Consider the following 15,369-nt stretch of genomic DNA (forward strand, 5'->3'; position numbering starts at 1 on the left):
AGCCCGTGCACAACTTCATAGCAGCATAGCAATAATGCAAAAGCAAATCTATTTTAAAACACAAAAAAGAGGATGTCTCAATTTTGGACACCCTCAATATCTTATAAACAGGCTGGTAATTACCTGCTATTACTTTTCAAATAATTTGTTAAAGTCGTCACGTGAAATTTCTTTCTCCTCAACCTTAACGGCTTCCTTAATGAAAGCAATCACATTTTCCTGCATAGCTCCTTCAGCCATCTGACGACGCTGCTCATCCTGCTTCAGCATCTCCTGAGCGTAGTTTTCAAGGTGCTCATCAGGTACACTTGTTAAGCCATACTGCATAAACTGCATCTTAGCCGCTTTCTTAGCGTATTCAATCACATCAGCCTCTTCAACTTTAATTTCGTTGTTTTTGATGATGTTGTTACGAATCAACTGCCATTTAAGGTCTTCAAGAAAACGTGGCATTTCAGCTTCCAGTGTTGCCTCATCCAACTTCTCGTTTTCACGGTTGGTAGCCAATAACCAACGCTTAAGGAAAGCCTCTGGGAACTCAACATCTACTTTACCCATCAGTTTTTCTTTAGCATCGATAGAGAAACGGTATTCCGTTTCCATTTCAAGGTTCTTTGAGATATCCTCCTTGATACGTGCTTCAAATTCCTCTTCAGAGTTAACAACGCCTTCGCCGAAAGCTTTATCAAACAGCTCCTGGTTTATCTCTGCGTTTACAAATTCTGTTACTTCAGTGATGGTATATTGGAAATCACCAGTCAAAGCTTCCGCTTCTTCTTTAGTGATTTTCAACATGTGCGATATTTCGCTATCGTTAGGGAATGCTTTCTTAGGATCAAATACAATTACATCACCTGCCTTAGCACCCATTAACTTCTTCTTCTCATCTTCATCTTTGATGATGGCCATAGACAATACCACATCTTCAGGTGCAATACCGTCTTCTTTTACTTCGCCATTTTCCAGCTGAGCAAAGTTACCTTTAACTAAAGCTTTCTCAGTAACTGAATCAATTACTTCTGATTTTCCAAAACGACCAGTGATAGAGTCTTTTTGCTGATTAAACATCTCATCAGAGATAGCTACCTTGTAAATTGGTAATTTGATACGCTTACTTAAGTTAACATCCACCTCAGGGGCCAATGCCACATCAAAAGCAAAATCAAACTTCTCGGCAGTATCAAAATCAATTACTTCCTGCGATTCTGATGGAAGTGGTTCGCCTAACAGGTCAAGCTTTTCCTCAACAATGAAGTTGTGAATTTTTTCAGAAACCAGCTTGTTCACTTCATCAGCAATAACAGCTTTTCCGTACATTTTCTTAACAACACCCATTGGCACTTTACCAGCACGGAAACCCGGCATGTTAACACGCTTACGGTAGTCTTTAAGAACATCATCCACTCGGCCTGCGTAGTCCTCTTTCTCAACAGTTAATTTGATAACCGCGTTTAATGCATCAATGTTTTCCTTTGAAATATTCATTTCCTAAAGATTTAAAGTGAACCGTTCCTCTATTGTTTACTCGAAACCAATTGAGGGATGGAATCTATTTTAATTTCACAATTTGTACAAACTTAAAAAACCGCCTCACCACCGAATTAAATCGTAAGTGAGGCGGTTTGTGTGCGGATGAAGGGACTCGAACCCCCACGCCCGAAGGCACTAGATCCTAAGTCTAGCGCGGCTACCAATTACGCCACATCCGCATTTCTTAGTTTCGCGGTGCAAAGATAATTGCTTTTTCTTTGCCTCCAAATTTTTTTTCAAATTATTTTTCAGGCTGAAATTCCCGGCGACGCAGCTCAAAATCATCACCCAAATACAGGCGCTTCACATCTTCATCCAAAGCCAGTTCTTCTGCCGTACCGGCTTTCAGTATCTTACCCTCAAACAGCAGGTAGGCACGGTCACAAATAGCCAGTGTTTCGTGCACGTTATGGTCGGTTATCAATATCCCAATATTTTTAAACTTCAGCTTGGCTACAATCTCCTGAATATCGCGCACCGCAATCGGATCAACACCAGCAAAAGGCTCATCGAGAAGAATAAACTTAGGATTGATGGCCAAGGCACGCGCTATTTCGGTACGACGACGCTCACCACCCGAAAGCTGTATCCCAAGGCTCTTGCGTATATGCGTCAGACTAAATTCTTCCAACAATTCTTCCAGGCGCTCCTTTTGATAGTCCTTTGGAAAGTCAGTCATCTGCAACACTGCCTTAATATTATCTTCCACACTCAACTGGCGGAATACACTGGCCTCCTGTGCGAGATAACCAATTCCTTTTTGGGCACGTTTATATACCGGAGCATCTGTAATCTCCTCATCATTCAGAAAAATTTTACCGCTATTGGGCGTAATTAGGCCTACCATCATATAAAATGAGGTGGTCTTACCGGCACCATTAGGCCCAAGCAATCCCACAATCTCTCCCTGTTGGACATTCACAGACACGCCTTTTACAACAGTTCGGCTTTTATACTTCTTGATTAAAGTATCGGTATGCAGTTTTAAAGGTTGTTGTTCCATAGCTTAAGCATTTACAAGTGTATCGACCCGCCTTTTCTTCTCCAGTCTTTTTGCAATAATAATTCCCGACTCGTACAATATAATCAGTGGGAAACACACCAGCAACTGACTAATAACATCAGGTGGTGTAATAACAGCAGCCAATAACAGGGCCACAACAATTGAGTGCTTTCGGTACTTTATTAAAAAACCGGAAGTAACCAAACCAACTTTTGCCAGGAAATAAATAAAAATAGGCAACTCAAAGATAATGCCGCCTGCCAGTACAATTGAAGTAATGGTACTTATATAAGAACCCAGATTGACAATATTCTCAACCTTATCACTTACCTGATAAGTTCCTAAAAAATGAACCGATAAAGGACATATTATATAGTAAGCAAATAAAATACCGATGGTAAATAAGGTAGATGCAAAAAAGATGGCTCCCCGCGAGTTACTAATCTCATTCTGATACAACGCAGGCTTCACAAATCGCCAGAATTCCCAGAATATATAAGGAAATGCCACAACTATACCTGCCACAAACGATACCCATATATGCGTTGTAAACTGCCCAGACATATTAATATTCTGAAAACTTAGAGGTATCTGATTGATGCACAATAAAGGCATATCTAGCAGTGAAGCCAGACGGCAAAGCAGAGCATTAGTGAAAAACTCAGGATTAGCTGGTGCCAGAATAACTGTGTCAAAAACAAAGCCTTTAAACACAAAAGCCAGAATGGCAAAAATCAAAACACTGGCAAAGGCCCTGACAATATGCCATCGCAACACCTCCAGGTGTTCCAAAAATGACATCTCTCTATTGGTTTCTTCCGACATGCAACTAGTTATTAAAATACTTATAGCGGGCAAAAGTAGATGTTCAAACTCAAGTAAAGTGTTAAAAATCTTTAAAGCAACACTACCAAGCCTGCCTTAACCCGCTTCATGCGAAGATAACATACCTATTCTTAAACACAAACTTTTTGGTTATACCAAAGATATTATCTAACTTCATTCAACATTGCAACCAAAATCACGGATAAGCTCACAACGCATCATCCGGCCTTAAAGGGAACAAAGTATATACTACTTCCGTAATGAGGAATATCAAAAGGTTATCTTATTTTTGTTGCAAGCTAATAATCGAGGATAACAACTACTGCTTAAATACAAAATCTAGGCAGTAATGAAATAGGGAATTTGTTATGGCAAAGCAGGTAGATCTAAATGCTTCATTAAAAGAGCATTTTGGGTTTGATACCTTCAAGGGGAATCAAGAGGAGGTCATCAACAATGTTTTAAAAGGGAATGACACGTTCGTTTTAATGCCAACAGGAGGTGGTAAATCGCTATGCTATCAGCTACCGGCACTCATGCTGGAAGGTACTGCTATAGTAATTTCACCACTTATAGCGTTAATGAAAAACCAGGTGGATGCAATGCGCAATTTCAGTGAGGATGATGGTATTGCACACTTTCTAAACTCGTCATTGACCAAAACTGCAATCAATAAGGTAAAGGAAGATATCCTGGACGGCAAGACCAAGCTGCTTTACGTTGCACCCGAGTCGCTTACCAAAGAAGAAAATATTGAATTTCTAAAACAGGTTAAAATCTCTTTCTACGCTGTAGACGAAGCTCACTGTATATCAGAGTGGGGACACGATTTCAGGCCTGAGTACCGACGCATACGGCCAATAATCAGCGAAATAGGTGATTCGCCTGTGATTGCCCTGACTGCAACAGCCACACCAAAAGTGCAGCACGACATTCAAAAGAACCTTGGCATGCTCAACGCCATGGTATTTAAATCATCATTTAACCGGCCAAATCTCTATTACGAGGTACGCCCCAAAATGCACACTTCTAAGGAAATAATTAAGATCCTAAAGAACTATACGGGCAAATCATCCATCATTTATTGCCTCAGCCGCAAGAAGGTGGAAGAACTCGCTGAGACACTGGTAGTAAACGGCATTAAAGCCCTGCCTTACCATGCAGGTATGGATGCTTCTACCCGGGCAAAAAATCAGGACCAGTTTCTAATGGAAGAAACAGATGTGATTGTAGCCACTATTGCATTTGGCATGGGCATTGACAAACCTGATGTGCGTTTAGTGATTCACTACGATATACCCAAAAGCCTGGAAGGCTACTACCAGGAAACTGGTCGCGCCGGGCGCGATGGTGGCGAAGGTCGATGCATTGCTTTTTACAGCTACAAAGACATACAGAAGCTGGAGAAATTTATGCAAGGCAAGCCATTGGCCGAACAAGAGATTGGCAAACAGCTACTATTAGAAACAGTTGCCTATGCCGAATCATCCATCTGCCGCAGGAAAACACTCCTGCACTATTTTGGTGAGAAATATGAAGTGAAAGATTGCGAAACCTGTGATAACTGTGTCAATCCAAAAGAAGAATTTGAAGCCAAAGAAAGCATTGTTAAACTGCTAAATATGGTTCAACTCCTGAAAGAGCGCTTCAAATCCGATCATATTATCAACGTATTAACCGGCAATGCCAACACCGCCATTAAATCATACAAACACCACGAACTGGATGTTTTTGGATCTGGTGATGAATATGATGATAAGCACTGGAATGCTGTCATACGACAATCATTGGTCAAAGGACTTATCATAAAAGATATTGAATCATATGGCTTGCTGCGTATTAGCAAGGCTGGCCATGAATTTCTGAAGCACCCTCAATCGGTGATGATGACCAAAGATCACGACTTTGATGTAGTGGAAGAAGAAACCAACACAGGCGGTACAGCAGCTGTTGATACGAATCTATTTAATATGCTGAAAGATCTTCGAAAAGACATCTCGAAGAAACTCAGCTTACCGCCATTTGTTATTTTCCAGGATCCTTCCTTGGAAGCCATGTCTACCTATTACCCCATTACCATTGAGGAATTACAAAATATTCCGGGTGTTGGAACTGGCAAGGCATCTCGCTTTGGGAAAGAATTTGTGAAACTGATTGCCAAGCATGTTGAAGAAAACGAACTGGAGCGCCCAATGGACTTGGTTGTGAAATCCGTTGCTAACAAATCGAAAAACAAAATTGCCATTATACAAGGCATTGACAGACAAATGCCTTTAGATGACATCGCCGCCTCCAAAGGCATGGAAATGGACGAACTGATTAAAGAATTAGAATCAATCGTATATTCCGGCACACGCGTCAACATCGACTACTACATCGACCAGGTGATGGATGAGGATCACAGAGATGATATATTCTACTATTTCAAAGAAGATGCCGAAACAGATGATATACAAGCCGCTTTGGAAGAACTTGGCGAAGATCAATATTCCGAAGAAGACGTTCGAATCGTGCGTATTAAGTTTATTTCAGAAGTTGGCAATTAACATTAAAGGAACCTCTATTTAAAGAGGTTCCTCCTCCATAATTACTATCCGATTTTTAAATTGTTATTTTTTACTCCTTATATTTTTAAATTGTAAGTAAAAAGGTTTGATTAACCGATACTTTTTCATCACCACATTTCACTCAGTTATACACTCGATGATTCATCCATACTATAAAAATTCACAATGAAAATCTTTATAGCATTATATTTGTGCACATTAACACTTACAACTCGAATACAACCATACCTATAAAGTTTATCTGCATGTAGCAATAGCAAAAAAATCCAACCTTATTATTATGTTATGTTTTTGTTATTTATTGAAATAATTTAGAATAATTAACATTCTAAAACTGCTAATTTGTTATTAAATGGTCATGTATTTTTTTAAATTTGCTGCACATTCATAACTTAAAACGCGTACCAAAATGAAAGATGATATGCTAAAAAAGCAGAAACCTAGTAAAAAGGATCGCAAGGACATGATTCAGTACATCAACTTGCAACTGGCTTCTATAGGTCAGCCTTTATACTACGATGCATGTGACGCCGACACCAAATACTCTAATTCTAAGTTCCTTTCTTTAACCGAAGGACTTATTAATAGTTTCAAAGAGAAATCACGTTTGTTATCAGATCATCTGTCGCCAGCTGATACGCGTATTCAGAACTTTTTGAACAGCTATTTAAGCGATGTTGACTTTGACAACTCAGAGTACCGCTTACCAAATAAAACATTCGTTCTTAACCAAAAAGGTTTGGCACGTGAGGTAAGTTTACCACCTGATGCTAATGAATTTAAGAGTGACCTGGTAAGTTCTTACCGCCTTAAGCAGGGTATATTAAATAACCCTGATAAAGATAAACGTACTACCAAAGGAACTTTCCACATCGTTGAAGGTGGTTTGCCAGTTCCTTTAGATAAAAAAGAAGTACCAAAAGTAGCTTTTGCACATATGTTAAGAGCAGCTGTGAATCCTTCTGAAGATATGAATATCCTGCCTTTCACTTCTACTCAGAAAGAGAAGGCCAAAACTATGGTTTCATTACTGCTTCGTCCTGTTGTTTGCCCTGAAGTACCAGGAGTAATTGCAGAGAAAAGCATGGAAGTGCGCTTCTTTGCCCCAGGTTCTTTGGTAAGTAACCTTGACTTTGTTGAAAATATTTTTGGCAATGCAGGTGATCACAACCTGGCAGAAAATGATGCAGCTCTTGATATTGATCACTGGACCGGTACAACTGGCTGTATCATCCTTGCACCACAATTAATTAAGTTGAAGAAGAAAGACATTGGCCTGCCGCACTATGACGATGCAACAGAACGTCAGCGCAACGACGGCATGTGCTGGAAAGATGAAAACGAATTATACAACGACGGTGGAGCATTCAAAATTACCTGTCGCGACGATAGTGGTGTAGTTGTTACTTTAATTGCTGATAACTATTACGGATACTCAAAAAAGGAAATTAAAACGCAAATCAGCTACTCAGCTAACATGATTGGTTTAGTGGAAGAAGAGCATGCTGGTGGTGCCATTGCATACCCACGCGGTATTATGAGCGACAGCGTATTTGGCGAAATTTTCTCGGCTAAGCTAAAGAACTCATATGCTTTTGATGAAGCCATGGCTTTACTTGGTGACCGTGTAACGGTATATCCTGAGGGGTATGCTGTGGATAAAAAGTTCCCTGAAATGGTATATATCCAGGAGCATGCGGATATTGACATTGACAACAGCAAAGTACGCTGGACAAAGGATGGCAAAGAGCAATCATTACATTTATCTCCTGAAAAGATATACATTCACCCTTCAGGGCATAAGTTCCAGTTAGCTAAACACCCGACACAGCCAATGTGGCGCATCGTTAATACACAGCCTGAAGGTGTATTCTGTCACAAGCCTTGTACTGTATCAGGTGGTGGTAAATCAGAGATTTCTAAATCAATGCAGAATGCTATCCAATATGGTACGTTTAACATCGTTGACTTGGAGAAAGATTTTGCTGCAGCTGATGAAATTATCAACTACGATTTCTCTAACCGCTGGAAGCAGGTACGTCCTGATGCCAATCCGTCACGTCCGTTCCTGAGCCCAAAACGTACACTTGGTTCAGCCGTTAAGCTTCTGACACCATCTGACTCATACAGCGATGAATACAATGCGTTCTTAAACAGTATTCCTTCACACATCCGCTCTTTGGTATTATTTATCAAGCGCCTGTATCGCAACGAAAGTGAAAAAGGAAACTGGAAAGACTACATGTCGGTTGAATTTATTAATGGACGCGAAGGAACTACTCTTCAGTACAAAAACAATAAGGTAACAGCTAGTTATGTTCGTATTGGATTTAATGAAGATGGCAACTGGTTGCTGCATAAACTGCGCTCTGACTTTGTTCCTAGCCAGAAGATTCAGATGGAAGATGATATCTCTGCATCTATTGTGTTACCAGCCAGCCAGCTAAGCAACCTGAATGCTGAATATAAAAACAAGAGCTACAAAGTAGTTACCAACTGCGAAAGCCACTTGTTCCAGCGTCCTGACGAGGCCATTATTCGTGGATACGATAAAGGTGCTGAGCGTGATATCGTAACTGATGGTACATTCCTAACCAATTACGAGCCTTTAACCAAAAAGGATGCAATTGCGTTGTATGAAGATGCTATTAATTTTGACAAATATACACAGCCGGTTAAAGACTTGTTGATGAAAGTAATCAACAGCGACAAAGACGGTTATTTCGTAGTGCCTTCGCACACTCGTATTGTGGACGGAGAACCAACAAATAACCCACGTTACCTGGAACGCAACATCTTTAAAGACGACATCATTGATAACTACCTGGGCGAAATAGGTGTGCGTTTACACCGCAAAATCAAGTCAGATGAACCAGTGATTGATGTAGTGAACGCCGTATTACCAGGACGTCGTAATAACCCGGCAGATAAAGCAAATGGTATTCGTCCGTTGGCAGTATATAACCCAATTCACTACCAGGAGTTACCTGAATTATTTATGGACTTTATCTGTAGCTTAACAGGTAAATCACCATCAACAACAGGTGCAGGTACTGAAGGTGCATTGACTAAAGGGCCTTTCAACATGTTGGTGCCAACTACCGACTTGAACAATGCTTTACTGTCATACATCTTAACTGAATACCAAGGTTTCAGTTCAGCTGCTGGATATGTGGGACAAAACCGTTTCGACCACGATATCTCTATACTGATTCCTGAAATCTGGGCTCGTTTGGTTCCTGAAGATCGTGATCCGAAGTTATTGATTGAGAACGGTTCTCTTGAGAAACTGGAAGACTTCGACCATAACGGACAAAAAGTACTGGCTAGCCGCTTAGGATATCGTATCACCGAAAACTTTGCTTTCCGCTGTATGAACCGTCTGTTTGACGAGCCATTGGCAGTGTTTAACGAGCAAATGCTGAAACCTGAATTACAAGGTATGGATGACTATGTTGACGGTATCAACAACATTGTGGAAGCTCAGCAAAAAGTGGCTCTTCGCTACTTCGAAGAAGGTAGTGTTGAGGGGGCAGTTCCTCCATTGAAAATCTTGTTGCACATTATGGCCTACGGTCAGTATGAAGGCAAGGAAATAAGCGATCCTGAATTACGTAAATACTTTGACCGCGACTATGTTATCAACAGCGATTGGTACAAAGAGCGTTTGAAACTGAAGCAAGAAAAGGATGTGAAGTTCCATACTGAGCAAATCGCTTATCTGGAGAAGTTTGCTGCTAAACCAGAAAATGCAGAAATAAAAGTTGACTTAGACATCGACAGCCGTTTAGCAAAAGCTAAAAAGTTATTAGCAAAAGCATCATCAGCCGATTACCTGAAAGAACTGGAAGGTACTATTGGTGCAGATGTGATATACAGAGGCTAAACATGTAAGGTTATTCATTACAATACACAAACAAACTGAGGCTGCCCAATGGGTAGCCTCTTTTTTTTGGCGTAAATAACATATCAATATCTTAACATTTACTTTACATGAGCGGGGTTTTGGCGAGGTAATTTTAGCCTCACAAGGGAAAACAAAAACCAACATCATGCAACGAGGAACCATGCGCTTTCGATTTGCGCTGCTAACCACCTTACTCATTATTACTTTCAGTATTATTGGCCTGTACACCCACTATTCACTGCGAAGTATTCAACGCAACAACACCATTGAAAACCATATCTACGAACTGGAATCGCTCATGCTGCAGATGCGTCGCAATGAAAAGGATTTCCTGGCCCGTGCTTTTAGCGATCCAAAGTTTTACATCACACAAGAAAATAAGTATGCCAGTTCATTTGAAATGAATATGCAGCAAGCATTGCAACTCTGCAATGAATTGTCATCAAATGCCTTCATTGTGGCCAATCACATGCAGGAAAAAGTGGATTCCATTGAATTTCACTTAAGCAATTACAACAGCATCTTCAATCAAATCATTAACACAACACTTACCAAAGGTTTTAAAGACTATGGATTAGTAGGCAAAATGCGGCAGGCCATTCATGAGGTAGAAAGCTCTCTGGATTTGTATGATGATAAGGAGCTGATGGTGTTTATGCTCATGGGTCGCCGTCATGAAAAAGACTTCCTGCTGCGTAACGACTTAAAATACCAACAGAAGTTCGAGGCTAATATCAGTCAGTTCATCCAAACCATTGAGCATTCGAACTATGGTACTGCCACCAGGCAGCAACTAACCACTCTCTTGAATAACTATCAATCGACTTTTTTAAGTGTGGTTAATAAACAGATAGAGCTGGGAATAGATGAGAAAAGCGGTCTCTTGGGACGACTTAGAGAGGAAGTACATCAAGTGGAGCCCATCATTGACCAATCCAAAACCTTGCTGTTGGAAGCCCTCAACAGAAATACAACTAATAACCGCTGGTGGGTCATCGCCTTCATCACCATTGGTGCAGCATTGGTACTGGTATTCAGCATTATTATACTGCGCAGTGTGCGTAAAATGTTGGGTGCTGAGCCTTATGTGGTGGCTCGTATCGCCAGTCAGGTGGCCAGGGGCGATTTAGCAATCAGTCAGGAAATAAAAGATAACGCCACAGGCGTATTGGGTACATTTGTGGTGATGGTTGAAACACTGCAGCAACTACTGAAAAACATTTCGGAAGTAGTATTGCAGCTCAACGAAACCAGTTCGGCATTAAACAGCACTTCCAGAACTATGGCCAGCGGTGCACAATTGCAAGCCTCATCCTTTGAAGAGATTGCCACCTCTATGGAAGAAATAAACGCCAATGCCCAACAAAACTCACTTAATTCAGAAAATACCTTTAAAGCGTCCCACGAGACAAGTACGGAACTGGAAAAAGTAAAAGGGAAGGCCGGTCAATCCTACGAAACGGTTAAGAGCATCAGCGCCCGTGTGAAAATAATAACCGAGATAGCCAACCAAACTAATATACTGGCATTAAACGCCGCTGTTGAGGCATCACGGGCCGGTGAACAGGGCAAAGGTTTTGCTGTGGTAGCGCAGGAAGTAAAAAAGCTGGCTGAACGCACACGCGAGGCGGCCAGTGAAATTGTGGCAATGGCGCATGACAGTCTGGAAATCTCTACTCTCACCACCGAAAGCTTGTTTAAGTTAATACCCAACGTGAAACAAAATGCTGGATGGGTTGAAGAAATTGCCTTAGCCAGCAACGAGCAATCCAATGGTGTACAGCAAATTACCAATACCTTGCAGCATATCAACCATATTACACAGGAAAATGCATTGGCCTCAGAGCAAATGTCGAGTACGGTTAATCAAATCAATGAACAATCGATTAAATTAAAGGAGGTTTTAAACAGGTTTAATATAGCTGACAATCAAGACCTATTAAACTAAACAGTTACTGAATCCCATAAAAGAAATAGTTGCTATTTTCAGCAAATCTACTTTTTAACTGTGTACTATATCATTTTAAAATTGATCTTGAACTTGATAGAACCAACAACACTCCTAAATACCACATATGTCGGCATTCGTATTGCTGGCATAATTTAATCCAAAGGCTTTGAAAGGAGCCTTTTTTATTGTGTATCTTTGCAGCATGATGAAGTATTTGATTCTGCAGTATCCGGGCCACAACCGGGTGTATTACAACGTAGCGGCACAACTGGCTGTTTCCGAATTAAGCATTGCTGCCAAACGATTAAGTGTGAGATGTCAGAAGATTGACTTTGAAGATGTGTGCGGTGTGCGCTACATCACCATCACCCTCGATGATGAATTGAGTCCTGAGGATGTAGCCATTTTATCACGCCTGTCGTTTGTGTTTGCCATCTTCAACCAGTTTGGCCTGCATGCCGATGATGGTTTGGCACCCATACCAATGGCCAAATACGAGTACATCGACAGCAAGATCAGCACCCTTCAGAAATACGCCGGCAAAACCAATGAACTGTTTACCAAGATGATGGTGAACGTGGCTTTACTGGCCAGTGATTTTAGTTACGATGACAACATCAGTTTGCTCGATCCGGTTTCGGGCAGGGGGACCACGCTTAATGAAGCAACAGTATATGGCTTCAATGCTTTTGGTATTGAAATAGAGCCTAAATCGGTGCACGAGAACCAAATCTTCTTTAAGAAATACCTGCAAAACGAACGCTACAAGTTTTTAGCAGATAAGCGAATGGTGTATGGCAAAAAGAAATCGGAGGCCATCTACATGCATGAGTTTCATTATGCCAATAGCAAAGAGGCCTTTAAAAACAAGGAGGAACAAAAACAGCTGGGCATTGTCAACGGCAATTCGCAGGATGCCGATAAATACTTTAAAAAGAACAGCTTTGAGCTCATTGTAGGCGACCTGCCTTACGGAATAGCGCACGGCAATACCGGTGCCAATAAGAGTACCACTGGCACGCGAAACCCATTGGAACTGGTTCGTACTTGCCTGCCAGCCTGGAAGGCCGTAATTAAAAAAGGAGGCACCATTGTGCTGGCCTGGAATAGCTTTGTGTTGGCCAAGAATCGCCTGGCTGAGGTGTTTGAAGAGCATGGCTTAAAGGTGCTAAATGATGCTCCTTACAATGGCTTTGAACACATGGTGGATAAATCGATTAAGCGCGATATTATTGTGGTGAAGAAGCTTTAAACATCTTTATTTGTGACTGATTAAAAAATAAATCCTGCCCATAATAGAGCCAGGTCGCTGCAAAGCCTTTAAACCTGCTACACGGATAGATTGGGCATTGATGGCAATACTGCAGACCACGTTTTTCGACACAACACATATAAATTCCCTTACACTTGCGTTGAGCGCAACCTGCCCTGAAACCAATACATGCATTGGTTTCGCGTGTGAAGTTTGGACATTGTTTGCAGTTAATACCGCAGGGTGGCAGTGTTTGATTCAACGTTTTAAAATTGGGTTTTTAATTCTTCAATCTTATTCCTGGCCACTTCATTACCTTTTTCCTGGCTATGAAACCAGTAACCAGAGTTCTTTATAAAATATTCATCCTCAGGATAAAAATCAATGCCTAAGTCGGAATATATTGTTTGACGATTTAATGAATGGACTATGTTATATAATTTCCAGCCCATAGGATCATATTGGATAAAAGGATTGATCTCGTAATCATTCATGCTCCAGTACTCATCCGATGTTAACTGGAAATTATTGAACTTCTGAGTTAAGGTTTTATACCGGTTTGAATAGCTCAATCCATCCTTGTTAAAATGTGCATCAACAGAGGCGATAAAAGGTGTTGAATCGAAATAGTTAAATTCGATAGTGACATTGGCATTCACTCGCTTATGAAAGGCATTACTCCAATATTTATTAGTTATACAGTCGATTTTTAACAATTTCATATCTGATGAATATACATGGAGTTGTCCTTCGCCTGCAGAGCCATTAAAACCTATACAATATATTTCGCTGTCATTATAATAATAGCTGGAATCCAATCGATACCTAAACTTTTTAGAATGCTTCTCAGAAAGAATACCGTATAACTCAAAATACCGAAGGACATTTAAATTGGCCCCTCCTGAAGGAGAGACCGTGTGTTTTAGGTGTGAACCACCGTACTTGTTGTACTCAGCCCAGGCTGAATCCTTCACCAGGCATCGACTGTTTTCATTAAAAAATTTAAAACTAGATAGCGGTGCGGCATTTGCTTCCTTACCTGCGTACACAGCGTAGCCAATGCTTTCCATCAACATGATATAGCGGTTTGCTTTCCTGGCTGTTTCGTGGTAATGAGCAATAGCTATATGAGGTTCATCGCGGCGACTAGCATTATAATGGCGTATAACAGACCGAACAAATTTCTCAAGATTAAACTTTTCGGATGATATCGTTATCTCACTAATATTTTGCGTTTCAGGTAGCAGGTATATATGTGCATTTGACTGGCATGCTGATACTGTTGTTCGATGCGGTGCATAGCCTATATACGTGATGATAATACTGTCATTAATGTGCGCATCATTCAGTATAAATGAATACTGACCATTGATATCGCTAATAGTGCCCAGCGATTGCTTTGGATACACAATGGTGGCCGAAGGTAATGATTCATTAGTGGTAGCATCATACACATGCCCTTGCAGTTTAATGCTTTTTTGGGCGCACAAAGAGGCCGAAATTGTGATAAGAATAGCTAAAATATAAAATTGACGCATCATTAATTCATTAATAAAATATACCTGATAGTAAATGGTGTTAGTCCACCCTGCGGGCCACATAAAACCCATAGCTGTAATAGTTTTTATACCTGTTGTAAAGGACTATTTCTTCCTCTTCGGCCTTGATAATGGCTTTGGCCGCTTCAGAATGCTTGTGCCTTTTCAGGAAATCCTCAAAACGGCTTTGAACGGGTGCGTAGTAGTGATCGATCCAGCACGCAACAGGTAGAATAAAATGCCCGATGGGCTGATAGCCATTCTTCTCCAGGGTTTTTATCTTGCCAGACACGGTATCTATCTCCGGATAGGCAGCCATCCAGAAGTCCTCTAATTCTTTGGGGCGCGAATGTGTGGTCCACGATATTTCAGAAACAGCCAGGTAGCCACCGGGTTTTAAAAAGCGGCGCCATTGTTTAATCCCTTTCTCGAAGCCCATGTTGTAGATGGCTCCTTCTGACCAGATAATATCCAAGGATTCATCCTCAAACGACAACTCTTCCATGGATTGCTGCCAGGTGTGAATACGCTGACTCAAACCAAGCTGTAATGCATTCTGGTTCAACTTATCCAGAAACTCAGGAAAGAGATCCACTGCCGTTATGTCGGCTGTGGTATTTTGCGCCAATACAATAGTTGATGCGCCTGAGCCACATCCAATATCGGCTATCTTCAATCCATCGTTGTGTGCTGTTTCAATCAGCGCCATTGCTCTGAGCGTTTCGGCCTCACTGCCGGGCCCCTGCCGTTCGTCATCCTTGTGTAGGTCAACCAGTAGTTCCAATTCAGTCATAGC

At 41.1% G+C, this 15,369-nt stretch carries 9 protein-coding genes and 1 tRNA gene; 4 read left to right on the forward strand and 6 right to left on the reverse strand.

The annotated features are described in order from the left end of the window. Nucleotides 1-129: 129 nt before the first annotated feature. The 4 genes from tig to tatC form a co-directional block, all read right to left on the reverse strand. On the reverse strand, nucleotides 130-1,485 hold the full coding sequence (tig, locus tag KDU71_RS16810; RefSeq protein ID WP_212192258.1) for a trigger factor: 1,356 nt from the start codon (nucleotides 1,483-1,485) through the stop codon (nucleotides 130-132). A 142-nt stretch (nucleotides 1,486-1,627) separates the two neighbouring features. Continuing rightward, a tRNA-Leu gene (locus KDU71_RS16815) sits at nucleotides 1,628-1,709 on the reverse strand. A 62-nt stretch (nucleotides 1,710-1,771) separates the two neighbouring features. Further along, nucleotides 1,772-2,533, reverse strand: a complete 762-nt coding sequence (lptB, locus tag KDU71_RS16820) for an LPS export ABC transporter ATP-binding protein (RefSeq protein ID WP_212192259.1) — start codon at nucleotides 2,531-2,533, stop codon at nucleotides 1,772-1,774. Nucleotides 2,534-2,536: 3 nt separating this feature from the next. Next, nucleotides 2,537-3,358, reverse strand: coding sequence for a twin-arginine translocase subunit TatC (gene tatC, locus KDU71_RS16825; protein WP_212192260.1), 822 nt, complete (start codon nucleotides 3,356-3,358; stop codon nucleotides 2,537-2,539). Nucleotides 3,359-3,726: 368 nt separating this feature from the next. On the opposite strand from tatC, the gene recQ reads away from it, so the two are divergent. The 4 genes from recQ to KDU71_RS16845 all read left to right on the forward strand — a co-directional run bounded on the left by recQ (nucleotide 3,727) and on the right by KDU71_RS16845 (nucleotide 13,035). Beyond that, nucleotides 3,727-5,904, forward strand: a complete 2,178-nt coding sequence (gene recQ / locus KDU71_RS16830; RefSeq protein WP_212192261.1) for a DNA helicase RecQ — start codon at nucleotides 3,727-3,729, stop codon at nucleotides 5,902-5,904. Between the two features lie 430 nt (nucleotides 5,905-6,334). Beyond that, nucleotides 6,335-9,811, forward strand: coding sequence for a hypothetical protein (locus KDU71_RS16835; RefSeq protein WP_212192262.1), 3,477 nt, complete (start codon nucleotides 6,335-6,337; stop codon nucleotides 9,809-9,811). A 166-nt stretch (nucleotides 9,812-9,977) separates the two neighbouring features. Then, nucleotides 9,978-11,780: a methyl-accepting chemotaxis protein gene (locus KDU71_RS16840; RefSeq protein WP_212192263.1), complete on the forward strand. Its 1,803-nt coding sequence runs from the start codon at nucleotides 9,978-9,980 to the stop codon at nucleotides 11,778-11,780. Between the two features lie 205 nt (nucleotides 11,781-11,985). Then, nucleotides 11,986-13,035, forward strand: coding sequence for a TRM11 family SAM-dependent methyltransferase (locus tag KDU71_RS16845; protein ID WP_212192264.1), 1,050 nt, complete (start codon nucleotides 11,986-11,988; stop codon nucleotides 13,033-13,035). 266 nt (nucleotides 13,036-13,301) lie between these two features. On the opposite strand, the gene KDU71_RS16850 is transcribed toward KDU71_RS16845, so the two are convergent. Then, a complete protein-coding gene (locus tag KDU71_RS16850; RefSeq protein ID WP_212192265.1) occupies nucleotides 13,302-14,645 on the reverse strand; it encodes a carboxypeptidase-like regulatory domain-containing protein in 1,344 nt (447 codons plus the stop codon). Further along, on the reverse strand, nucleotides 14,614-15,366 hold the full coding sequence (locus KDU71_RS16855) for a class I SAM-dependent methyltransferase (protein ID WP_212192266.1): 753 nt from the start codon (nucleotides 15,364-15,366) through the stop codon (nucleotides 14,614-14,616). Before KDU71_RS16855 ends, KDU71_RS16850 begins: the two co-directional genes overlap by 32 nt. Between the last annotated feature and the right edge of the window lie 3 nt (nucleotides 15,367-15,369).

Source organism: Carboxylicivirga sediminis, assembly GCF_018156225.1.
GTDB lineage: Bacteria > Bacteroidota > Bacteroidia > Bacteroidales > Marinilabiliaceae > Carboxylicivirga > Carboxylicivirga sediminis.